The 20,950-nt window shown below is 64.3% G+C and carries 24 protein-coding genes and 1 pseudogene; 16 read left to right on the plus strand and 9 right to left on the minus strand.

Translation table 11 applies throughout. The features are described 5' to 3' along the window. The first annotated feature begins 32 nt into the window (after window positions 1-32). A complete protein-coding gene (locus BM222_RS03495) occupies window positions 33-971 on the plus strand; it encodes a dihydrodipicolinate synthase family protein (protein WP_092226898.1) in 939 nt (312 codons plus the stop codon). A gap of 142 nt (window positions 972-1,113) precedes the next feature. Here BM222_RS03495 and BM222_RS03500 read toward each other — a convergent pair whose 3' ends face one another. From BM222_RS03500 to BM222_RS03510, 3 genes and pseudogenes are all read right to left on the minus strand, one after another. Next, window positions 1,114-1,812 carry a DUF1045 domain-containing protein gene (locus BM222_RS03500; RefSeq protein WP_092226899.1) on the minus strand — a complete coding sequence of 233 codons (699 nt, stop codon included), beginning with the start codon at window positions 1,810-1,812 and terminating at the stop codon, window positions 1,114-1,116. An 18-nt stretch (window positions 1,813-1,830) separates the two neighbouring features. After that, window positions 1,831-3,004, minus strand: a pseudogene (locus BM222_RS03505) (alpha-D-ribose 1-methylphosphonate 5-triphosphate diphosphatase). Further along, on the minus strand, window positions 3,001-3,657 hold the full coding sequence (locus tag BM222_RS03510) for an LbetaH domain-containing protein (protein WP_092226900.1): 657 nt from the start codon (window positions 3,655-3,657) through the stop codon (window positions 3,001-3,003). Before BM222_RS03510 ends, BM222_RS03505 begins: the two are co-directional and overlap by 4 nt. A gap of 174 nt (window positions 3,658-3,831) precedes the next feature. Between BM222_RS03510 and phnC the strand changes: the two genes are divergently transcribed. The 4 genes from phnC (at window position 3,832) to phnE (BM222_RS03530) (ending at window position 7,449) form a co-directional block, all read left to right on the plus strand. Then, a complete protein-coding gene (gene phnC / locus BM222_RS03515; RefSeq protein WP_092226901.1) occupies window positions 3,832-4,641 on the plus strand; it encodes a phosphonate ABC transporter ATP-binding protein in 810 nt (269 codons plus the stop codon). Window positions 4,642-4,704: 63 nt separating this feature from the next. Continuing rightward, the gene (phnD, locus tag BM222_RS03520; protein WP_092226902.1) at window positions 4,705-5,634 is read left to right on the plus strand and encodes a phosphonate ABC transporter substrate-binding protein; all 930 of its coding nucleotides are present in this window, start codon (window positions 4,705-4,707) and stop codon (window positions 5,632-5,634) included. Window positions 5,635-5,719: 85 nt separating this feature from the next. Then, complete coding sequence (gene phnE / locus BM222_RS03525) at window positions 5,720-6,604, plus strand: phosphonate ABC transporter, permease protein PhnE (protein ID WP_092226903.1); 885 nt, start codon at window positions 5,720-5,722, stop codon at window positions 6,602-6,604. Window positions 6,605-6,633: 29 nt separating this feature from the next. Then, entirely contained in the window at window positions 6,634-7,449 is an 816-nt protein-coding gene (phnE, locus tag BM222_RS03530; RefSeq protein WP_502690868.1) for a phosphonate ABC transporter, permease protein PhnE, read from the plus strand. Window positions 7,450-7,592: 143 nt separating this feature from the next. Here the strand turns inward: phnE (BM222_RS03530) and BM222_RS03535 are convergent, their stop codons facing one another. Together BM222_RS03535 and BM222_RS03540 are read right to left on the minus strand one after the other, a co-directional pair. Then, window positions 7,593-7,796 (minus strand): hypothetical protein, encoded by a 204-nt coding sequence (locus tag BM222_RS03535; protein WP_244547004.1) that lies wholly within the window; start codon window positions 7,794-7,796, stop codon window positions 7,593-7,595. A 76-nt stretch (window positions 7,797-7,872) separates the two neighbouring features. Further along, the gene (locus BM222_RS03540; protein WP_092226906.1) at window positions 7,873-8,211 is read right to left on the minus strand and encodes a hypothetical protein; all 339 of its coding nucleotides are present in this window, start codon (window positions 8,209-8,211) and stop codon (window positions 7,873-7,875) included. A gap of 771 nt (window positions 8,212-8,982) precedes the next feature. Between BM222_RS03540 and BM222_RS03545 the strand changes: the two genes are divergently transcribed. After that, entirely contained in the window at window positions 8,983-9,162 is a 180-nt protein-coding gene (locus BM222_RS03545; protein ID WP_092226907.1) for a hypothetical protein, read from the plus strand. A 171-nt stretch (window positions 9,163-9,333) separates the two neighbouring features. On the opposite strand, the gene phnF is transcribed toward BM222_RS03545, so the two are convergent. Continuing rightward, window positions 9,334-10,062: a phosphonate metabolism transcriptional regulator PhnF gene (gene phnF, locus BM222_RS03550; RefSeq protein ID WP_092227266.1), complete on the minus strand. Its 729-nt coding sequence runs from the start codon at window positions 10,060-10,062 to the stop codon at window positions 9,334-9,336. A gap of 108 nt (window positions 10,063-10,170) precedes the next feature. On the opposite strand from phnF, the gene phnG reads away from it, so the two are divergent. The 9 genes from phnG to BM222_RS03595 are packed head-to-tail and all read left to right on the plus strand — an operon-like array spanning window position 10,171 to window position 17,163. Beyond that, on the plus strand, window positions 10,171-10,635 hold the full coding sequence (gene phnG / locus BM222_RS03555) for a phosphonate C-P lyase system protein PhnG (RefSeq protein ID WP_092226908.1): 465 nt from the start codon (window positions 10,171-10,173) through the stop codon (window positions 10,633-10,635). Between the two features lie 4 nt (window positions 10,636-10,639). Next, the gene (gene phnH, locus BM222_RS03560; RefSeq protein ID WP_177242987.1) at window positions 10,640-11,248 is read left to right on the plus strand and encodes a phosphonate C-P lyase system protein PhnH; all 609 of its coding nucleotides are present in this window, start codon (window positions 10,640-10,642) and stop codon (window positions 11,246-11,248) included. Window positions 11,249-11,252: 4 nt separating this feature from the next. Continuing rightward, window positions 11,253-12,368, plus strand: a complete 1,116-nt coding sequence (locus BM222_RS03565) for a carbon-phosphorus lyase complex subunit (protein ID WP_092226910.1) — start codon at window positions 11,253-11,255, stop codon at window positions 12,366-12,368. After that, on the plus strand, window positions 12,365-13,273 hold the full coding sequence (locus BM222_RS03570; protein ID WP_092226911.1) for an alpha-D-ribose 1-methylphosphonate 5-phosphate C-P-lyase PhnJ: 909 nt from the start codon (window positions 12,365-12,367) through the stop codon (window positions 13,271-13,273). The genes BM222_RS03565 and BM222_RS03570 overlap by 4 nt, the downstream gene beginning before the upstream one ends. Then, window positions 13,266-14,063: a phosphonate C-P lyase system protein PhnK gene (phnK, locus tag BM222_RS03575; protein WP_092226912.1), complete on the plus strand. Its 798-nt coding sequence runs from the start codon at window positions 13,266-13,268 to the stop codon at window positions 14,061-14,063. The genes BM222_RS03570 and phnK overlap by 8 nt, the downstream gene beginning before the upstream one ends. A 22-nt stretch (window positions 14,064-14,085) precedes the next feature. Then, window positions 14,086-14,784 (plus strand): phosphonate C-P lyase system protein PhnL, encoded by a 699-nt coding sequence (phnL, locus tag BM222_RS03580; RefSeq protein ID WP_092226913.1) that lies wholly within the window; start codon window positions 14,086-14,088, stop codon window positions 14,782-14,784. Window positions 14,785-14,789: 5 nt separating this feature from the next. Next, complete coding sequence (locus BM222_RS03585) at window positions 14,790-15,947, plus strand: alpha-D-ribose 1-methylphosphonate 5-triphosphate diphosphatase (RefSeq protein ID WP_092226914.1); 1,158 nt, start codon at window positions 14,790-14,792, stop codon at window positions 15,945-15,947. Next, a complete protein-coding gene (gene phnN, locus BM222_RS03590; RefSeq protein WP_092226915.1) occupies window positions 15,944-16,525 on the plus strand; it encodes a phosphonate metabolism protein/1,5-bisphosphokinase (PRPP-forming) PhnN in 582 nt (193 codons plus the stop codon). Before BM222_RS03585 ends, phnN begins: the two co-directional genes overlap by 4 nt. A 26-nt stretch (window positions 16,526-16,551) precedes the next feature. Further along, window positions 16,552-17,163 (plus strand): pyridoxamine 5'-phosphate oxidase family protein, encoded by a 612-nt coding sequence (locus BM222_RS03595; RefSeq protein WP_092226916.1) that lies wholly within the window; start codon window positions 16,552-16,554, stop codon window positions 17,161-17,163. A 335-nt stretch (window positions 17,164-17,498) separates the two neighbouring features. On the opposite strand, the gene BM222_RS40860 is transcribed toward BM222_RS03595, so the two are convergent. Further along, complete coding sequence (locus BM222_RS40860; RefSeq protein WP_177242988.1) at window positions 17,499-17,786, minus strand: hypothetical protein; 288 nt, start codon at window positions 17,784-17,786, stop codon at window positions 17,499-17,501. A gap of 102 nt (window positions 17,787-17,888) precedes the next feature. On the opposite strand from BM222_RS40860, the gene BM222_RS03605 reads away from it, so the two are divergent. After that, the gene (locus tag BM222_RS03605) at window positions 17,889-18,842 is read left to right on the plus strand and encodes an aliphatic sulfonate ABC transporter substrate-binding protein (protein ID WP_092226918.1); all 954 of its coding nucleotides are present in this window, start codon (window positions 17,889-17,891) and stop codon (window positions 18,840-18,842) included. An 8-nt stretch (window positions 18,843-18,850) separates the two neighbouring features. On the opposite strand, the gene BM222_RS03610 is transcribed toward BM222_RS03605, so the two are convergent. Together BM222_RS03610 and BM222_RS03615 are read right to left on the minus strand one after the other, a co-directional pair. Then, window positions 18,851-19,633, minus strand: a complete 783-nt coding sequence (locus BM222_RS03610) for an alpha/beta fold hydrolase (protein ID WP_092226919.1) — start codon at window positions 19,631-19,633, stop codon at window positions 18,851-18,853. A 4-nt stretch (window positions 19,634-19,637) separates the two neighbouring features. Further along, window positions 19,638-20,933 (minus strand): O-acetylhomoserine aminocarboxypropyltransferase, encoded by a 1,296-nt coding sequence (locus tag BM222_RS03615; protein ID WP_092226920.1) that lies wholly within the window; start codon window positions 20,931-20,933, stop codon window positions 19,638-19,640. Window positions 20,934-20,950: the final 17 nt, after the last annotated feature.

Genomic DNA, 20,950 nt, shown 5'->3' on the forward strand with positions numbered 1-20,950 from the left:
TCTAACGACGGGACTACAGGGAGAGAATTTCGATGCCGGTCACCCCCCACAAGGCCCAGCGCCCCTATCGCGGCGTGTTTCCGGTCGCGCCCACCATCTTCGACGAGCGCGGCGAGCTCGATCTCGAGGGCCAGCGCCGCTGCATCGATTTCATGATCGATGCCGGTTCGAACGGCATCTGCATCCTTGCCAATTTCTCCGAGCAATTCGTCCTGACCGATGCCGAACGCGAGAGCGTGATGCATGCGGTGCTGGAGCAGGTCGCCGGCCGCGTGCCGGTGATCGTCACCACCACCCATTTCAGCTCGGCCGTATGCGCGGCGCGGAGCCAGCAGGCCGAGGCCGCCGGTGCGGCCATGGTCATGGTCATGCCGCCCTATCACGGCGCCACCTTCCGGGTGCCTGAGAAAGGCATCGTCGAATTCTTCAAGGTGCTCTCGGGGGCCATCAACATCCCGATCATGATCCAGGACGCGCCGGTCGCGGGCACGCCGCTGTCGGTCGAGCTGCTGGCACGGTTGGCGCGCGACTTCTCCAATATCCGCTATTTCAAGATCGAGGTGCCGGGTGCGGCGTCAAAGCTCCGCAGCCTGATCGAGGCCGGCGGCAAGGATATCGAGGGTCCCTGGGACGGCGAGGAGGCGATCACGCTGATGGCCGATCTCGATGCCGGCGCGACCGGCGCGATGACGGGCGGCGGCTATCCCGACGGTATCCGCCAGATCATCGATCCCTATTTCGCGGGCGATCGGGAGAAGGCCAAGGCCGCCTATGAACGCTGGCTGCCGCTGATCAATTACGAGAACCGTCAATGTGGTCTGATCGCCTGCAAGGCGATGATGCAGGCCGGAGGCGTGATCAAGTCCGACGCGGTCCGCCATCCGCTGCAGCCGCTGCATCCCGCGACGCGGGCAGGACTGCTGGAACTCGCCAAGGAGCGCGACGCGCTGGCGCTGCGCTGGGGGAAGTAAGTCTCTCCACCGTCCGTGCGAGGATGCTCGCGACAAAATTGCGCAGCAATTTTGCGCTGATGCGACGAAGCAAATCCAGAGTATTTCCGCGGATACAGTCTGGATTGCTTCGCTGCGCTCGCAATGACGGAGTTTGTTGAGGTTACCGCGCGAGCGTCCACTCGCCGACGACGCGGAAGCGTGCTTTCGCATCATCCTGCTTGAACAGCGTGATGCGATCGATCGCCAGCTTGTCAACCTTCAAACCCGCAAACCGCGCCCGCAACATCTCCAGAATCGGCCCGCGTCGCTGCAAATCCAGCCGTCCCGTCAATGTCATGTGGAAGCGGAATTCTTCCATCACATAAGGGTAGCCCCAGCGGTCGAGATACTCACGCTGTCGCTCGCTAAGTTTTTCCGGCTTGCGCCGCGCACGATCTTCCGCCGTCAGGGCGGCGCGGAAGCAGTCGAAATCCCGGGTGCATTCCGCGGCAAGCTGTTCGAGTCCAGCGACCGGCTCAGCCGGGATCACGGCAATGAATCCGCTGATGGCATCGACCACAGGTCGGATCACCGGAATCGAGCGCGCCTGACGTGCGAACGCCACACAGGCCGTGGCGAGCTCTGCTTCGGTCCTGCCCGCCCCCAGCGCCATCGGCGCCTTGAGCGTGCCGTGAAAGCCGTATTTGCGGGGATCGGCGGTGATGTCGCGCCAGTCAGGTGCTACGTGTAACGCGTCGGCGGGAAAGGATGGCTCGTCGCCCGTATATGGGTCGTAGCCGAGCAGCTCGGCGCCAAAGCGCGACAGCGCGCTATCTGCGCCGGCGGCAAAATAGATCGCGTAGCGGGGGAAACCTGTCATTTCGGGAGCATAACCAGTTTACGCCGCAACGACAGTCTCGCGCGGCGTCGCTGCCGTGCCGATCAGCCGGGTCGCATCGGTGAGATGCACGAGCCTGCCGGCTGATATCACCGCGACCAGCCGCGGCCGCAGCGGCGCGCTGTCGTCGACGAGCAGGATGTCGGCACGAAGGCCTGTCGCGAGCGTGCCGCGATCGGTCAGCCCGGTGGCTTCTGCCGGCGCCGACGAGATCAGCTTCCAGGTGTCGGTCAGCGGCAGCACGCCCTCGGCGGCCAGGCGGAAGGCCGCGAGCAGCGGCGCCGGATAGTAATAGTCGGAGGCCAGCACCGAGCAGAGCCCTTTCGCGATCATGTCGGACGCCTTGGTCCAGCCGGTGTGGCTGCCGCCGCGCACGACATTCGGCGCGCCGTAGACGATGGCGTCGCCAGCGGTCGCGGCCTCGCGCGCCGTCTCCTCATTGACCGGAAACTCGGCGAGCATCACGCCGATGTCGCGAAATGACCTGCGCATCGCCGGCGTCGCATCGTCGTGCGAGAGCATCCGCACGTCGGCGGCGCGGGATCGACGCCGGAACATCGGCGGCGCGCGAGACGATATGGGTGACGAGCTTGTCGAAGTCCTCGCTCGACAGGCCGGTGCGTTCCACCATGCGGTTGCGCTTGCGTGGATTGGAGATGTCGGCAACGACCCCATCCATGTGGTCGTTGAAGGCGAACAGGTCGACGCGGCCCTCTCCGAGCCACTGGCTTATCTCATCTTCGGCATCGAGGTTGTAGGTCTCGTGGCGCAGATGGAAACGGGTGTCGGCGGCGAAGCGCGGACGTTGCCGCTCGATCGCCTCGAGCAGGCGCCTTGCATTGTCGCCGCTGCGCAGGCCCGGCTCCCACGACCAGGTGGTGGCGTGGAATACCGTGGTGATGCCGTTACTGATGACCTGGCGGTCGGTGTCATCAAGCGCGACGTCGATCGGGAAATCGACCCCGGCGCGCGGCATCATCTGCCGCTCGAAGGCATCACCGTGCAGATCGACGATTCCAGGCAGCACCAGAAGATTGCGCGCATCGATCGCCAGCCGCGCCCGGCCGCGTGATGCATCGACCTGCGCGATGTCGGTTCCGGAAATTGCGAGGGAAGTTTCGGCGAGCTCGGAGCCGATCAGGGTCCGGCCACCCTCGATGAAAATGTCTGTCACGCGACCGCGCTTCGTTTGCTGGTAGGGAAACTTGCCCCTGCTTCGTATGCTCCGAGGAAATCTTCAATCGCGAGCTTGCGGAAATTGGGCAGCGCTTCACGCAATTTGTCGTGATCCCAGTCCCACCATGCCAGCTTGGCAAGCCGCCCGGCAATCTCTTCCGAGAACCGGCGGCGAACGATGCGCGCGGGATTGCCGGCGACGATGGTATAGGCCGGCACGTCCTTGGTGACGATGGCGCCGGCTGCGATCACCGCGCCGGTGCCGATGCTGCGGCCCGGCAGCACGATCGCGCCATGGCCGATCCAGACGTCGTGGCCGATATGGACATGATGCTGGCGTCGCCACTCGAAGAATTCGCTGTCGTCGCTCTCGCCGGGAAAGTAGGCGCTGGAGCGGTAGGTGAAATGCGCCTGCGTGGCGCGATGCATGGGGTGGTTGCCGGGATTGATCCGCGTCATCGCCGCGATCGAGCAGAACTTTCCGATAGTGGTGTAGGTGATCTGCGCGTCGTTGACGACGTAGGAGTAATCGCCCATCGCCACGTCATGCAGGATCGTTCGCGCGCCGACCTCGGTGTAGGCGCCGAGCCTGGTCTCGTGCAGTTTCGCCGAAGGATCCACGGTCGGCTCGACTGAAAGCACCTTGGCCATGTTGCATCCGAAATTTCGAGGGCGGGCGCTCGTCTTCGAGCGGCCTGATGACATCATGATGACGATGCGATGACAGGGGATGAGCTGTGTTGGATCGCCGCACCGCCGTGCTCATGTCATACAAGTGTCAACCGCTGGCGCTAGCGGTGGGCTCCAGCTACTCTGGAGCCCTGCATGCTGGTGGTTGAAGGTCTGACGTGTCGCTTCGGCGCAAAAGCCGCGGTGGACGACGCTTCGTTTCAAATCTCCCCCGGCGGCTTCGTCGGTGTGATCGGCCGCTCCGGCGCCGGCAAGTCGACCTTGCTGCGGACCATCAACCGTCTGGTGACGCCGACGCAGGGCCGCATCCTGTTCGACGGCCTCGACGTCACCGCGCTGCGCGGCAAGGAGCTGCGGCAGTGGCGGGCGCGCTCGGCCATGATCTTCCAGCAGTTCAACCTGGTCGGCCGGCTCGACGTGCTGACCAATGTGCTGATGGGGCGTTTGGCCACCATGCCGGCCTGGCGCTCGCTATCGCAGGTCTGGCCCGAGCGGGACAAGGCGCTGGCGATGTCGGCGCTCGAACAATTCGACATCGCCGCGCTCGCCGCCCAGCGGGCCGATCAGCTCTCGGGCGGCCAGCAGCAGCGCGTCGCCATCGCGCGGGCCCTGGTGCAGCAGCCCGACATCATCCTCGCCGACGAGCCGATCGCCTCGCTCGACCCGCGCAACACCAAGATCGTCATGGATGCGCTGCTGCGCATCAACAAGCATTTCGGCATCACCGTGCTCTGCAACCTGCATTCGCTCGATCTGGCGCGCAGCTATTGCGACCGCCTGATCGGCATGGCGCAGGGGCGGGTGGTGTTCGACGGCGCCCCGTCCGCACTGACCGACCTCGTCGCGCGTGAGCTGTACGACCTCGAAGCCGCCGAAATCATGGGCGGCGCGCCTGCGCCGGTGCCCCAGGGCGTCCCGGCGCTCGGAACGGCCGCGGCTGCCTGAGCCGCGCCGCATCCATTATTGCCAGTTTTGCGTCAACCGATCCTATCACATCAAGAGGGCATCATGATCACTCGCAGACTCATTCTCGCCGGCGCAGCCGCGCTGACCTTTGCCGGATCCGCTTCCGCCGAAGACTGGCGGGCGAAATATCCGGAGATCACCTTCGCCGCGATTCCGGCCGAGAACGGCTCGGGCGTGACCGAGCGCTATGCCCCCTTCATCAGCTATCTGTCCAAGGAGCTTGGCATCAAGGTCACACTGCGTGTCGCCAATGACTATGCGGCTCTGATCGAGGGCCAGCGCGCCGGCAACATCCAGATCGGCTATTACGGTCCGGCTTCCTTTGCGCGTGCCCGCCTCACCGGCGTGAAGACCGACGCCTTCGTCATCGACGTCAATTCCGACGGCTCGAAGGGCTACTACTCCGTGTTCTACGTGTTGGCGAAATCGCCGTACCAGAAAATCGAGGATCTCAAGGGCAAGAACCTCGGGCTGGTCGATCCGAACTCCACGTCCGGCAACAACATGCCCCGCTTCAAGCTGAACGCGATGGGCATCGATCCCGATGCCTATTTCTCCAAGGTCGTCTTCACCGGCAGCCACGAGAACGCCGTTCTCGCGCTCGCCCAGGGCACCGTCGACGTCGCCGCCAATTGGTGGAACGCCGACGATGATTCCAACCTGACGCGGATGCTCAACAAGGGCATGGTGAAGTCGGCCGACGGCACGCCGATGAAGAAGGAGGATTTCCGCATCATCGTGAAGTCCGACCTCATCATCAACTCGCCCTACGCCTATCTCAGCGATCTGCCTGATGACATGAAGGCCGCCATCAAGAAGGCCTTCCTCGATGCGGCGACGAAGGATCCCGAGGCGTTCAAGAAGCTCTCCGACGGCAAGAACAAGCCGTGGGAGCCGGTCGCCACCGACGATTACAACAAGACCATCGAGCTGATTAAGTTCGTCGACAATCTGCGCAAGAAGGCGTCCTGAGCGCGTCGGGACGATGTACTGGAGCCGGGTCGAGGGACCCGGCTCTTTTCTTGATGGATCTGTCCGTGCCGGATCTGTGCCACCGATGACGATTGCGGTTTCGATCCTTCCCGAGCAGCAGCTCGCCGCCCTCAACGCCGCCTATCGCAAGGCGGTCGCACGCAAGCGCTTGCGGCTGGTGGCGGGCCTCGCCGTCTTCGTCGCCGCGCTGATCTTGGCCTCGATCGGCGCCGAGGTGAATTTGCGCACGTTCTTCAGCTATTTCGGCAATTTCGTCAGCTATTTTGACCGCATCCTTACCCTCGATGGCGGCCAGCGGGTCTGGACCAATCCTGGCGAGTGGTTCTGGGGCTGGCATAAATGGCTGAAGCTGCTCGGCGAGACGCTGCTGATCAGCTATGTCGGCACGCTGATCGGCGCCGTGTTCGCCTTCGCGCTGAATTTCTTTTCTGCTGACAACACCTCGCCCGCGGCCTGGCTGCGCTTCACGGTGCGGCGCCTGCTCGAATTCGCGCGCACGGTGCCCGGCATCGTGTTCGCGTTGATCTTCGTCATGGCCTTCGGCCTCGGTCCGGTCGCGGGTGTGCTGGCGATCGCGATCCACTCGACCGGCGCGCTCGGAAAACTGTTCTCGGAGATCGTCGAGAATGCGGACATGAAGCCGGTCGAGGGTATCCGCTCCACCGGCGCGAGCTGGATCTCCTGCATGCGCTTTGCGGTCCTGCCGCAGGTCTCGGCAGGCTATGCCAGCTACGCGCTGCTGCGCTTCGAGATCAACGTTCGCGAAGCTTCTGTCATGGGCTTCGTTGGCGCCGGCGGCATCGGGCAGGAGCTGATCGTCGCCATCCGAAAATTCTACTATTCCGACGTCAGCGCGATCCTCGTCACCATCATCGTCACGGTTTTCCTGATCGACATCACCACCGGCTGGGTGCGCGGCCGCCTGTTCGGCAAGGAGGCGCGAACGTGAGCAAGCCGCATGACATCGATACCGCGGAGATGCGCTCGCGCTACCCCGATATCTTCGATCGTCCGGCGACGGCGCGCTTGGCGACCCCGGCGATGGCCGTCGCCGCGCTCGCCATTTTTGTCTATGGCTTGGTCGATCTCGATTTCTCCCCGTCGCGGTTCATCGCGGGACTGAGCCAGCTCGGCTGGATCACCATGATGATGATCCCGCCCGATCCCGGCACGTCGCTGCCGCTTTATCTCAAGGCGCTGGGCGAGACGCTGTCGATCGCGCTGCTCGGCACCACGCTGGCCGCATTGCTGGCGCTGCCTGTCAGCCTGTTCGCCGCGCGCAATATCGTGCCGTCGGTGTCCCTGCGCTTTCCGGTGCGGCGCTTCCTCGACTCGATCCGCGGCGTCGACACCCTGATCTGGGCGCTGGTCTGGATCAACGTCGTCGGGCTCGGCCCGTTCGCCGGCGTGCTCGCGATCGCGGTGTCGGATTTCGGCGCCTTCGGCAAGCTGTTCTCGGAGGCGATCGAAGGCGCCGACCAGAAGCAGGTCGAGGGCATCCATGCCTCCGGCGGCAGCGTGCTGCACGAGATCCGCTTCGGTCTGATGCCGCAGGTGCTGCCTGTCATCGCGGGCCAGGTGCTCTATTTCATCGAGTCCAACACGCGCTCGGCCACCATCATCGGCATCGTCGGCGCGGGCGGCATCGGCCTCCAGCTCGCCGAGCAGATCCGCGTGCTGGAATGGCAGAAAGTATCCTTCCTGATCCTGATGATCCTGGTCGCAGTCGCCGCGATCGATTTCATCTCGGGCAAGCTGCGCTTTGCCATTATTGGGCGAAGGGCGGTGGCCTAGCCTTTGTTTCTTCCCTTCTGTCCTCAACTGCGGCGCGGTTGTTCGCAAGACTGGAGGACTTCAATGTCGCCGCAGCAGGCCGCCGCCATCGAGTAGCGGAACGCTCACGTTCGCGACATGTTCGGCAAGGCGCCGGACGGGGGCTACCGTGCCAACTCTGCCAACAATCGGTCCCGGTCCTGCAAGTGCAGCCGCTGGGTCTCCCGCATGGTGGCCAGGATCGCCAGGGCATCAGCCGTATCGTGGCCGTCGCGGTCCAGCTCCGCGACCAAAGCCTCTTGCCTCGCAAGGTGATCCTCACCGAGGGCCACGTGTCGCTCGGCCATCGCAAGGTGCTGTTGCAGCATAGTGCGGTCCATGGCCGCTTGTACTGCGCGGCGGGAGCGGCCGGTTGATCTGGATCAGACGCAAACCAACCGACCGTCAAAGGCCTCGCGAGTTGATCTTCGCGCGCAAGCGATGACAGAAATCCTCCAGCACCGTCTGAAGGTTTTCGCAGTTCACGAGCAGCCGCTCGGCCAACTCGCGATCCGCTGAGCCGAAAGCAAAGCCATCCCGAGCGGTTCTGACGTGGTGCACGTGGTCGCGACCATTTGCGGCTTTCCGTTCGGCAAATTCCAGATGCTCCAGATCATGGCTGAGCTTGTCCTCCTCCTCGATCAGCAGCTTGGTAACGTGCATTCGATGGTCAGGCGCTAGATCACTTCTGTTCAAAAGGCCGATGTAATGGTCGACGTTGGCCTTGGCGACAAACCGGTGCATGGCAACCCCCGTCGGCCATCCTGTCTACGGGCCGATTATGCAACCGAGCCCAGTTAGCCGGAAAGATATTTCATGCGGTGATCGTCACGTCGGCGTGAAGACAAAAAGGCCGCCGTGGGGTCGGCGGCCTTTGTCGCAAATGGGGGGCACTCGGGGGCTGAGTGCAGAGGTTGCCAGTCTTGAGCAGGATCAAAGCCGTTGTCTGCTCGGGGTCAAAATGCGAGGAGTCTCAGGTTGAGCAAATCCGGTCCGCTCTGCCGCGCTGCGCGGACCTCCGTCGGGCGCGGCCAACTTCGGAGATGGGCCCCAGGAACGGACATCGGCCGCAGCCAACAGCCACCTCCCGCGAAGGGGCCATGGTAGGCATCACGAGAAGCGCGATGTTCAATTCATCGCGCCTAAGGTTTCTACAACCACGCGATTGCTGACCCTGATTAGACCCAGGCTCGGATAGTCAAGGTCAATCGTCATCCAAAGAGCCGCCACAAGAACGGCCCCGTAAACCGAATCGAGGACAGAGAATCGACGGCCGATCCGACCAACCGCCCGGAGGCATCCTCGGGCGGTGCCGGTTCGGCGCACAAAAAAGTGAAGCCGCCAGCCTTGGGGGGAGCTGACGGATCAACTTTGGGGGCTGCGTAGGTAGGGCAACGCACGTTTCACATACTCCGCGTCGCAGGGGAACTAGTTGATCAGGATCAAAGGTGCGACAATCCATCCCGCCGAACCTGCGCGCATTCTCCGCTGTACGCGACTTTGCAGGAGAGCTGGATGACGGATTACACTGTCGAAGCGAGAAGGCATCGTGAGATGGCCGAAGAATGCCGGACAATGGCTGCGTGCCTCACTGACAAAGGTGTGTGCGGCGCGTACCAGAGGCTCGCACAGGATTACGACACGCTGGCGGAAAACGAGGAGCGGATCGCGCGGAACCTCAACCTCGAAAACTGATCGCCCAGATGCATAATTGGACCTGACAATAGTCTGTTGCTTTAGGTCAACGCGCCGAGCACCGCCAAGGCTCCCCCACTTCAGATCAGAGTTGAACTCGCGGAGAGAACGCCTCACCCGTCTCGCCGCCTTGCGGCGAGCCACCCTCTCACGAGGGGAGAGGGGATGAGTCTAAGGCTCCACCACAAACTCCACCCGCTCGGCTGCAAACCGGGAGTGCTTGGTCAGCAGCGGCTTGCCGTCGAGATCGAGATCCGTCGCATCGACCACCAGGATCGGCCGCCCCAACGGCAGATCGAGCCGCGCGGCGTCGGTCGCGTCCACGATGCCGGCCGTGATCCTCGTGGCGCCGCGGCGGTAGTCGCTGATACCGTAATGCTCGAGCATCTTCGTCATCGAGCGCGTGGCTGAGAACACCGTGCCGGCGCCGGGAAACCACTCTGCCGACAGCCAGGTGGTGGAGACGCAGATCGGCCTGCGATCGGCGAGGCGGATGGCTTCGATCCGGACCAGCGGCGCACCTGTCTTCAATCCGAGCTCCCGCGCGAGCTCTCGCGTTGCGACATCGTCTGACGCCTCGATCATCCTTCCATGCGGCTCGCGGCCGTCGGCGCCGACGATCTCCGAGAAGCGGGTGCGCGAGCGCAGGGGATAAGCGAGCTTCTGCGCCTCGACATAGGTTCCGCTGCCGCGCTCCGCGCGCACGATGCCGCGTTCGGCGAGCGCCGCCAGCGCGCGACGCACGGTGTGGCGGTTGACGCGATAGGTTTCGGCGATCTCCATCTCGCCTGGCAGCTTGTCGCCTATGGCAAAACGGCCGTCGGCGATGCCGCGCTCGATGCCGTCGGCAACGAGGCGCCACAGCGCGACGCCTGAAGAGGCGGTGTCCTGCATGCTCATGTCGGCGATCAACCTAGCCCGAAAATCACACGTTTGTCACGAAACGGTCATGGCGTTTCCGTATCAAGTTGTCTATTATCATAGACAACTTGAGTTCGACAAGAGTCGGTGGATTCGGTGACCCAGCACAACACCCAGCAAGCCCAGCGCCAGGCCGCCATGGCCGTGCTGGCGCATGCGGAGGCGGGCGAGATCGCCGCTCGCCTCCGCACGATCTCCCTGCCCGGCCATCAGGATTTACGCGCGCCGGAGAGCGGCCTGGTGATGTTGCGCGGCCGGATCGGTGGCGATGGTGCGCCCTTCAATCTCGGCGAGGCGACGGTGTCGCGCGCCGCCGTGCGGCTTGCGAGCGGCGAGGTCGGCTTCGGCTATACGCTCGGGCGCGATGGCGAGAAGGCGCGGCTGATCGCGCTGTGCGACGCACTGGTGCAGTCGCGCGATTTTGGCGCGGCTGTCGAGCGCGACGTAATCGCGCCGTTGCGCGAGCAGCTTATGCTGAGGCGCAGCCGCGCGGCGGAAGAGACCGCGGCGACGAAGGTTGATTTCTACACCATGGTGCGCGGTGAGGGGTGAGGCCATGACCACGATTGCGGAACTGCCGCCGGGGTTCGCCGACAAGGTTTTGTCGGCGCAATCGACCTTTCGCTCGGTCATGGATGCGATGGCGCGGCCGGGCTCGGTCCAGCGCATCCTGCCGATGGCCGGAACACCTGAAACGATGATGCGTGGCACCGCCGCGATCGCGCTGACGCTGTTCGATCATGACACGCCGCTCTGGCTCGATGCTCGGATGGCGGAAAGCCCCGGCGTCTTGAAATGGCTCAAGTTCCACAGCGGTGCGCCGGTGGTGCAGGATTCCTCGATCGCGGCGTTCGCTCTGATCAGTGACGGCGCTGCGTTGCCGCCGTTCGAGCGCTTCGCGCTCGGCACCAACGAATATCCCGACCGTTCGACCACGGTGATCATCCAGGTCGAGAGCCTGGACCGAGGACCGGGCTTCGAGCTGCGTGGCCCCGGCATTGACGGTGCCGCGACGCTTCAGGCCTCGATCAAGCCCGTCGACCTGTTCGAACGTCTTCGTTGCAACGAAACCCTGTTTCCACGTGGCATCGACGTGGTTCTGGTCGCCGATGATGCCGTGGCTGCGATCCCGCGCACCACGCGAGTCCTGGGCAAGGGAGGCTAGAGGCATGTATGTCGCAGTCAAAGGCGGCGAACGCGCCATCGAGAACGCCCATCGCCTGCTCGCCAACGCCAGGCGCGGCGATCAAAGCGTTGCGGAAGTCACGCTCGACCAGATCTCTGAGCAGCTTGGGCTCGCCGTCGATCGCGTCATGAGCGAGGGTTCGCTCTATGACCGCGAGCTCGCAGCGCTCGCGATCAAGCAGGCCCGTGGCGACCTGATCGAGGCGATCTTCCTGGTTCGCGCCTTCCGCGCCACCTTGCCGCGGTTCGGCGCCAGCGAGCCGGTCGACACCGGCGCGATGCGGGTGCAGCGGCGGGTGTCATCGACCTTCAAGGACATTCCCGGCGGTCAGATCCTCGGCCCAACCTTCGACTATACGCACCGCCTGCTCGATCCCTCGCTCGCCGAAGGCTTCGTGCCGCAAGCGCCGGCCTTGGCCGAAGCCTCGACGGCGCCGACGCCCCGCGTGACCGACATTCTCGGCCGTGACGGGCTGATCGAGACTTCGCCGCAGGCCGAAGACGGCGCCAGCGTCGGTGATCTCACCCGCGAACCGCTGAACTTTCCGGCGGACCGCGATCTGCGCCTGCAAAATCTCGCGCGTGGGGACGAAGGCTTTTTGCTGGCGATGGGCTACTCCACCCAGCGCGGCTATGGCCGCAACCATCCCTTTGCCGGCGAGATCCGCTTCGGCGAGGTCGAGGTCGAATTTGCAGCAGAGGACGTCGGCTTCGCCGTGCCGCTCGGTTCGATCGAGCTGACCGAGTGCCAGATGGTCAACCAGTTCAAGGGCTCGGCGAGCGAAGCGCCGTGCTTCACCCGCGGCTATGGCCTGGCCTTCGGCCAGAGCGAGCGCAAGACCATGTCGATGGCGCTGGTCGACCGCGCGCTGCGCGCCCACGAACTCGGCGAGGAGGTCGGAGCTCCGGCGCAAGATGAAGAATTCATCATGTCGCATTCGGACAACGTCCAGGCGACCGGTTTCGTCGAGCATCTGAAGCTGCCGCATTATGTCGACTTCCAATCCGAGCTCGGCCTGCTGCGCAAGCTGCGCAAGGAATTCGCCGAAGCTTCTGCCGGGGCCAATGCGTCCGATGCCATGAAGGAGGCCGCGGAATGAACGCGCCCGCCTATAACTTCGCCTATCTCGACGAGCAGACCAAGCGGATGATCCGCCGTGCGATCCTCAAGGCGATCGCGATTCCCGGCTATCAGGTGCCGTTCGCCAGCCGCGAAATGCCGATGCCCTATGGCTGGGGCACCGGCGGCGTGCAGGTAACGGCCGCGATCCTGGGGCCGCAGGACGTGCTGAAGGTGATCGACCAGGGCTCGGACGACACCACCAACGCGATCTCGATCCGCAAATTTTTCGCCAAGACCGCGGGCGTGGCGACGACGACTTCGACTGAAGAGGCAACCGTGATCCAGACGCGCCATCGCATCCCCGAGGCGTCGCTGCATGCGAACCAGGTTCTGGTCTACCAGGTGCCGATCCCGGAGCCCTTGCGCTTCCTCGAGCCGCGCGAGACCGAAACGCGGCGCATGCATGCACTCGCCGAATACGGCCTGATGCATGTGAAGCTCTACGAGGACATCGCCCGCTTCGGTCACATCGCGACCGCCTACGCCTACCCGGTGAAAGTGAATGCGCGCTACGTGATGGACCCGTCGCCGACGCCGAAGTTCGACAATCCCAAGATGGACAATTGCCCGGCGTTGCAATTGTTCGGCGCCGGTCGCGAGAAGCGCATCTACGCGATCCCGCCCCATACAAAGGTGGTTTCGCTCGATTTCGAGGACCATCCGTTCGAGCCCTATCGCTTCAACGCGCCCTGTGCGCTGTGTGGCGCGGAAAATTCCTACCTCGACGAGATCGTCACCGACGACAAGGGCAGCCGCATGTTCGTCTGCTCGGACACCGACTATTGCGAGGGCCGGCAGGCCGCCGGCCATCACGGTGCCCTGAGCGCTGCGCCCTACAAGGACAAGGCGCAGGGGAAAGCACGAGAGAAAGCAAATGGCTGATTTCGATACGCTCGAAGCTGATCGGCCGCTGCTGATCGCCGATGGTCTCAGCAAGTCCTACGGCCGCATCGCCGCGTGCCGCGACGTGTCGTTCTCGCTCTATCCCGGCGAGGTGCTGGCGATCGTCGGCGAATCCGGTTCGGGGAAGTCGACGCTGCTGCAACTGCTGTCAGGCCAGCTCGCCGCCAGCGGCGGGCAGGTGTCCTATCGCATGCGCGATGGCGTCACGCGGGATCTCGCCGCGCTGGGTGAGGCCGAGCGGCGTCTGCTATTCCGTACTGATTGGGGTTTTGTGCATCAGGATCCGGCGCAGGGCCTGCGCATGGCGGTCTCGGCCGGCGCCAATGTCGGCGAGCGGCTGATGGCCGTGGGCTGGAACCATTACGGCCGCATTCGCGAATCCGCCTCCGACTGGCTGACCCGTGTCGAGATCGACGTCGCGCGCATCGACGATGCGCCGCGCACCTATTCCGGCGGCATGCGCCAGCGTCTCCAGATCGCGCGCAACCTCGTCACCGGGCCGCGGCTGGTGTTCATGGACGAGCCGACCGGCGGACTTGACGTGTCGGTCCAGGCCCGCCTGCTCGATCTCTTGCGCAATCTCGTCGCCGAATTGCATCTCGCGGTCGTCATCGTCACCCACGATCTCGCGGTTGCGCGGCTGTTGTCTCATCGCGTGATGGTGATGAAGGGTGGCCGCGTCATCGAAACAGGTCTCACCGACCAAGTGCTGGACGATCCGCGCGAGCCCTATACCCAGCTTCTCGTCTCCTCGATTTTGCCGCCATGAGCCTTCGAACAAGAGCCTGCCTATGACCGTCATGATCGATATCGCCGACGCCAACAAGACCTTTACGATGCACCTGCAAGGCGGCATCGAACTGCCTGTCGTGCGCGGCGTGACCTTCCAGGTCCAGCCGGGCGAATGCGTGGTGCTCTCAGGGCCGTCGGGCGCCGGCAAATCCTCGATCCTGAAGATGATCTTCGGCAATTACCGCTGCGATTCCGGCCGTATCGGCATCCGCCATCGCGGTATGCTCATCGATCTCGCCACCGCCGAGCCGCGGCAGGTCCTCAACGTTCGTCGGGCCACCATCGGCTATGTCAGCCAGTTCCTGCGCGCGGTGCCGCGCGTTGCGACCATCGACGTCGTCGCCGAGCCGCTGATCGTCAACGGCCTCAGCCGGGCTGATGCGCAAGCGCGCGCCGGTGAGCTGTTGCATCGCCTCAACATTCCCGAGAGGCTTTGGCAGCTGCCGCCCGCAACGTTCTCCGGCGGCGAGCAGCAGCGCGTCAACATCGCGCGCGGCTTCATCTCGGACCTGCCGATCCTGCTGCTGGACGAGCCGACCGCATCGCTGGACGCCGCCAACCGCGCCGTCGTGGTCGAGCTGGTCGCCGAGAAGAAACGCCAGGGCGTCGCCATGGTCGCCATTGTCCACGACGACGAAATCCGCCATTTGATCGCCGACCGCATCGTCGACGTCACCAGCTTTGCCGCCGCGGCCTGAAGGACATGGATATGAAGCCGAAGGACATTGTGATCGCCAACGCCAGGATCGTGCTGGCTGACCGGGTGATCGAGCAGGGCTGGCTTGCTCTCGTGGACGGACGCATCGCCGAAATCGGCGAGGGCAGGGCGCCCGCAGGAGCCGAGGATGCCGGCGGCGACCTGATCATGCCAGGTCTGATCGAGCTCCACACCGACCATCTCGAAGCGCATTACGTGCCGCGTCCGAAGGTGTTCTGGAATCCGGTCGCCGCCGTCGTCTCCTATGACGGCCAGCTCGCGACCTCGGGCATCACCACTGTGTTCGATTCGCTCCGAGTCTGGCGCGAGGATGGCGCCGAGGAGGTCGATGGCCGCGCCGGCGTGCTCGCCGCCGCGATCACGACCGCGCGTGACTCGAACCTGCTGCGCGCTGATCATTTCCTGCATCTGCGCTGCGAAATCCCGATGCCGAGCGTGGTCGAGGAGGCGAAGGAGCTGATCGACCGACCCGATGTCAAGCTGATGTCACTGATGGACCATACGCCCGGCCAGCGCCAGTTCCGCGACGAGGTCAAGCTGCGTGACTATTACCGCGGCAAGGGCGGCGGCAAAACCGATGCCGAGCTCGACGAGCTGTTCGCGAAACGCTTCGAGTACCAGAAGCAATATGCCGCGGCCAATATGCGCGAGATCGTGGCGCTGGCGCATGAGTACAAGATTCCGCTCGCAAGCCATGACGACACCACCGAGGAGAACGTTGCTGATGCCGTGCGCGACGGCGTCGCGGTGGCGGAGTTCCCCACCACGATCGAGGCCGCGCGCGGCCTGCACCAGGCCGGCATCGACATCCTGATGGGCGCGCCCAATGTCGTGCGCGGCGGTTCGCACTCCGGCAACATCGCCGCGGTCGATCTCGCCCGCGAAGGCCTGCTCGATATCCTGTCGTCGGATTACATTCCGTCGAGCCTCTTGATGGGCGCGCTGCAATTGCCCGAGCATGCGCCCTCCATCAGCCTGCCGACCGCCATTCGAACCGTGACGAAGGCGCCGGCCGATGCGGTTGGCCTCACCGACCGCGGCGAGATCGCGATCGGCAAGCGTGCGGACCTGATCCGCGTGCATGTCGCGGGCAGCGTTCCCGTGGTGCGCAGCGTCTGGCGTGAAGGAGGCCGCGTCGCATGAGCGATACCGTCGCGGCGGACGCAATCGGTCCCGGCCGACTCGTGCTCGTGGTCGGCCCGAGCGGCGCCGGCAAGGATACGTTGCTGCGGCTCGCGCAGGCCGCCTGTGTCGACGATCCCGACGTCGTATTCCCGCGCCGCGTCGTGACGCGCGCATCATCCGCCGACGAGGACAACATCGCCGTGAGCCCCGACGACTTCGCGCGAGCGCGCGATCACGGCGATTTCGCCGTGCATTGGGACGCACATGGGCATTCCTATGCGCTGCCGCGGCAGATCAATGACGACATCCGCGCGGGCCGCGCCGTGGTGGCCAATGTCTCGCGCACGGTGATCCGCGCGCTACGCCAGACCTATGCCAACGTTGCCGTGGTCGCGATCACGGCGCCGCCCGACGTGCTGGCGCAGCGTCTTGCCGCGCGCGCGCGTCACAGCGACGGCAATATCGCTCATCGGCTCACGCGCAGCGTCGACGATGCCTCGGCCAATGCCGATCTCACCATCCTCAACGCGGGCAGCGCGGACTATCACAGTCGTCAGCTTGTGCGCGTGATCAGGAATGAGTGCTGGCACGATTGATCGCCGGCAGAACAGGAGAGAGCGGAATGACGGTGATCAAGACGGTCGAGGAACTCGAAGCCATCTACGGCGCCACCAACGACGCCTCGACGGTGAAAGTCGCCGACCACGTCACCCCACTCTACCGCATCTTCATCGAGAAGGCGCCTTTCGCGGCGCTGGCAACGATCGGACCCGAGGGCATCGACTGCTCGCCGCGCGGCGATCTCCCCGGCTTTGTCCGCATTCACGATCCCAAGACATTGATGCTGCCGGATCGCCGCGGCAACAACCGGGTCGATTCGCTGCGCAACATCGTGCGCGACCCCCGCGTGTCGTTGATGTTTCTGATCCCCGGCTCCGGCAACGCGGTCCGCGCCAACGGCCGTGCGCATCTCTCGGTCGATCCGAATTTGCTCGCCTCGTTCAGGGTCGAGGGCAAGGCGCCGCGCAGTGTCATGGTGATGAACGTGGACGAGATCTACTTCCAGTGTGCCCGCGCCATCGTCCGCTCCGACCTCTGGAATCCCGACAAGCGTATCGATCCGAAAACGCTGCCGACGCCAGGCCAAATCCTCGCCGAGATGAGCCAGAACAAGGTCGGCGGCGCGGAGTATGACCGCATCTGGCCGGAACGCGCTGCCGCGACGATGTGGTGAACTTTCTTCCCCTCTCCCCTTTTGGGCGAGGGTCTCGCCGCGATAGCGGCGAGACGGGTGAGGGGTATCGCTCCTCAGCGGCGCGCTCTCGCAAGCCGAAAGATACCCCTCATCCGGCGCTTCGCGCCACCTTCTCCCGCAAAGGGAGAAGGAAAAAACAGTCGCGCGGGATGAATCTGCCTGCTGTTGCTTGCAGTGGGAGAAGCGCGAGAGCGCGCGCGCCGCAAATTTGGATAGCCATTTCATTGACCAAAGGCGCTGATCGCCCGACATTCGGAGCGTCGAAAATGCTGCTCGAGCCAAAGCCGCCACATGAGAACCGATCACCAGCGCAATCAGAACGACATGCACGAACGCATGACGCGGCGCTGTTTCTCGGCGGTAACACGCGCCTGTTGTTGTTGCTGACGGTCTTCTAGCAACCTTCCATATCGCAATGTCCACGACAGGAACGCCGAGACTTCGGCGAATGAGCAGTCATGTCCCGAGCCCAACAGCAAGCCCAGTCCAACGCCTACATCATCGAAATCCACGATCGCGCCGCTGGCATCGTCACTCGCGGTGAGCGCGGCTTCCGCTTCTTTTCCTCCGAGCGTCTGTTCGACAGTCTCGAAGGCCGTCAATTCCGCTCTGCACGCGAGGCAGAGCGCGCTGCACGTGCCGTGTTCTCCGAGCGGAACCGGCGCGTGAAGTCTTCACCCCTCGCCAACTGAAAGGATCGCAACATGATCGCACGACGACAACTCCTGACCGCAGCGCTGCTGCTCACGACCGCTATCGCTGTGCCCGTGCAGGCGGAGGACAAGCCGGCGGAGATCCGCATCGGCACTCAAAAGGGTGGGTTCTTTCCGGCTGTGCGCCAACGGCAGACGCTCGAAACCGCATTCAAGCCGCTCGGCATCGAGGTCAAGTGGATCGACTTCCAGTTCGGTCCGCCCCTGCTGGAAGCGATCAACGTCGGCAGCGTCGATTTCGGCTTTGTCGGTGACACCCCGCCGATCTTCGCGCAGGCCGGCGGCGCGAGGATCCGCTATGTCGCCGCCGTCAAGTCCGAAGGCGACAATCAGGCCATCATCGTGCCGAAGGACTCGCCGATCAAGACGATCGCCGACCTCAAAGGCAAGCGTGTCGCCTACGGCAAGGGATCGAGCGCGCATCATCTCCTGGTCGCATCGCTCGAGAAGGCCGGCCTGTCCTGGTCCGACATCACTCCGGCGCCGCTCGCGCCGGCGGACGCGACGGCAGCCTTCGTCAAGGGCTCGGTCGACGCCTGGTCGATCTGGGACCCGTATCTCGCGCTCGCCGAATTGAAGGAGAACGCGCGCGTTCTGGTCTTCGACAAGGACGTTCACAAGCCGAACGCCTTCTACATCGCCAATACCGATTTCGTCGAAAGATATCCGTCGCTGGTCGCCAGGCTCAACACGACCTTCGCGGCTGAAGGCGACTGGGCGAACTCTCATCATGAGGAGGTGGCGAAGGCGCAGGCCGAGGCAACGGGTGTGGACATCGAGGCCATCAGGCGCTTCGTGAATCGATCCACCTACAACGTGGCGCCGCTCGATGCCGAGGTGATCAAGACGCAGCAGGCCATCGCCGATCGCTTTGCCAAGCTCGGCCTGATTCCGAAGCCGGTCAACGTCTCCGACATCGCCTGGAAGTGGACGCCGGGCTCCTGAGTCAGGAGCTAGCCCCTCAGCGCTGCCAGCAGCTCATCCGGGCGCTCGGCCATGATCATGTGGCCCGCGCCCGGCACCACGACGGTCTTCGCGTGCGGGATCGCCGCCGCGAGAGCCTTGCCGGCCTTCACAGGTGTCATCATGTCGCGTTCGCCGAGGATCAGAGTCGTCGGCACCTGCACGCTTGCGGCCGCGGTCAGTGCATTCGCGTAAGCATTGCAGGCCGACAAATCCCTGAACAGCACGCCCGGCTCGCAAGCCCGAAGCACCGCCTGTGCGCCGCCATGCATCCACAGGCCGGGCGCGAGGCTGCCGCCGAGCTCGGCGCTAAAGCCGAGGCCCCAGATCGAGACCATGTCGTTGGCGTCCTGCGAGTTGGCTTCGGCAGCCTTCAACAGATCCGGGCCGACAGTCATGGTTGCAGCCGTACCGATCAGGCTCAGCGCGGAGACCTTGTCGGGGTGACGCGCGGCGGTCTCGAGCGAGATCAGCGATCCCATGGAATGGCCGATCAGATGCGCTTTCGGTGCTCCGGCCGCATCGAGCAGCGCTGCGGTCCACTCGGCCATCTCGGCGATGCTTGTGAGCGATGGTCCGGCGGAGCGGCCGTGACCTGGCAGATCAGGTGCGAGCACGCCGAAACCGTGATGGGCGAACCAGCGTGTGTGCAGCGCCCAGGTCGCATGATCAAAGCCGGCGCCATGGATGAAGACGACCGTAGTCAGCGATTTGTCGAACTCGCGGCCGCCAGTTGCGACAAATATCTCGGTGCCGTTGACGGAGAGCTTCATCGTGTCAAACCTTTTGCGAGATGCGCAGCGCCTGCGCAAGATCGTCGATGATGTCGCTGGCCGTCTCGATGCCGACCGATAGCCGCACCAGCTCCTCGCCGATGCCGGCGGCCTTGAGCTGCTCGGCATCCATCTGCTGATGCGTGGTGGACGCCGGGTGGATCACCAGCGTCTTGGCATCGCCGACATTGGCGAGATGGCTGATCATGCGCAGGGACTCGATGAACTTGCGCCCCGCAGGACGGCCGCCCTTGATGCCGAAGGAGACGATCGAGCCCGCGCCGCGCGGCAGCAATGTTTTTGCGAGCTGATAGTCGGGGTGGTTCTCCAGCGAGGGATGCAGCACCCAGTCGACGGCCTTGTTCGACTTCAGCGCGTCCAGCACAAGATGTGTGTTCTGCATGTGGCGGTCCATGCGCACGCCGAGCGTCTCCACACCCTGCAACAGCTGGAACGCGTTGGTCGGCGACAGGCAGGCGCCGAAATCGCGCAAACCTTCGGTGCGTGCGCGCATGATGAAGGCCGCGGTACCGAATTGCTCGTCGAAGACGATGCCGTGATAGCCGCCATAGGGCTCGGTGAGCACGCCGAACTTGCGCGACGTGCGCCAGTCGAACCGGCCGCCATCGACGATGGCGCCGCCGATCGCGATGCCGTGGCCGCCGATCCATTTGGTCGCCGAATGCATGACGATGTCGGCGCCAAGCTCGATCGGCCGGCTCAGATAGGGCGTGGCAAAGGTGTTGTCGATCAAGAGCGGAATTCTGGCCTCGTGCGCGATCGCGGCGACCTTGGGAATGTCGAGCACTTCCAAACCGGGATTGCCGATGGTCTCGCCGATCACCAGCTTCGTGGTCGGCTTGATCGCCTTCCGGAACGCGTCATGATCGCGCGGCTTCACGAAGGTCGTGGTGATGCCGAAGCGCGGCAGCGTGTGCGCCAGCAGGTTGATGGTGCCGCCATAGAGCGAGCTCGACGCCACGATGTGGTCGCCGGCATTGAGCAGCGTTGCGATGGCGAGATGCAGCGCGGCCATGCCGCTTGCGGTGCAGATTGCGCCGACGCCGCCCTCGAGCGCCGCGAGCCGTTCCTCCAGCACGCCGGTGGTCGGATTGGAGATGCGCGTGTAGATGTGGCCGGCGCGCTCCAGGTTGAACAGCGCCGCCGCGTGATCGGAATCCTGGAATACGTAGGACGTGGTCTGGTAGATCGGCACCGCGCGGGCGCCGGTCGCGGGATCCGGATGCTGGCCCGCATGCAGGCTCAGGGTCTCGAAGGCGGGCGGTTTTGGCGCGGGCATGCGTGGCCTCGTTGGTC

The sequence above is a fragment of the Bradyrhizobium sp. Gha genome (assembly GCF_900113735.1).
GTDB lineage: Bacteria > Pseudomonadota > Alphaproteobacteria > Rhizobiales > Xanthobacteraceae > Bradyrhizobium.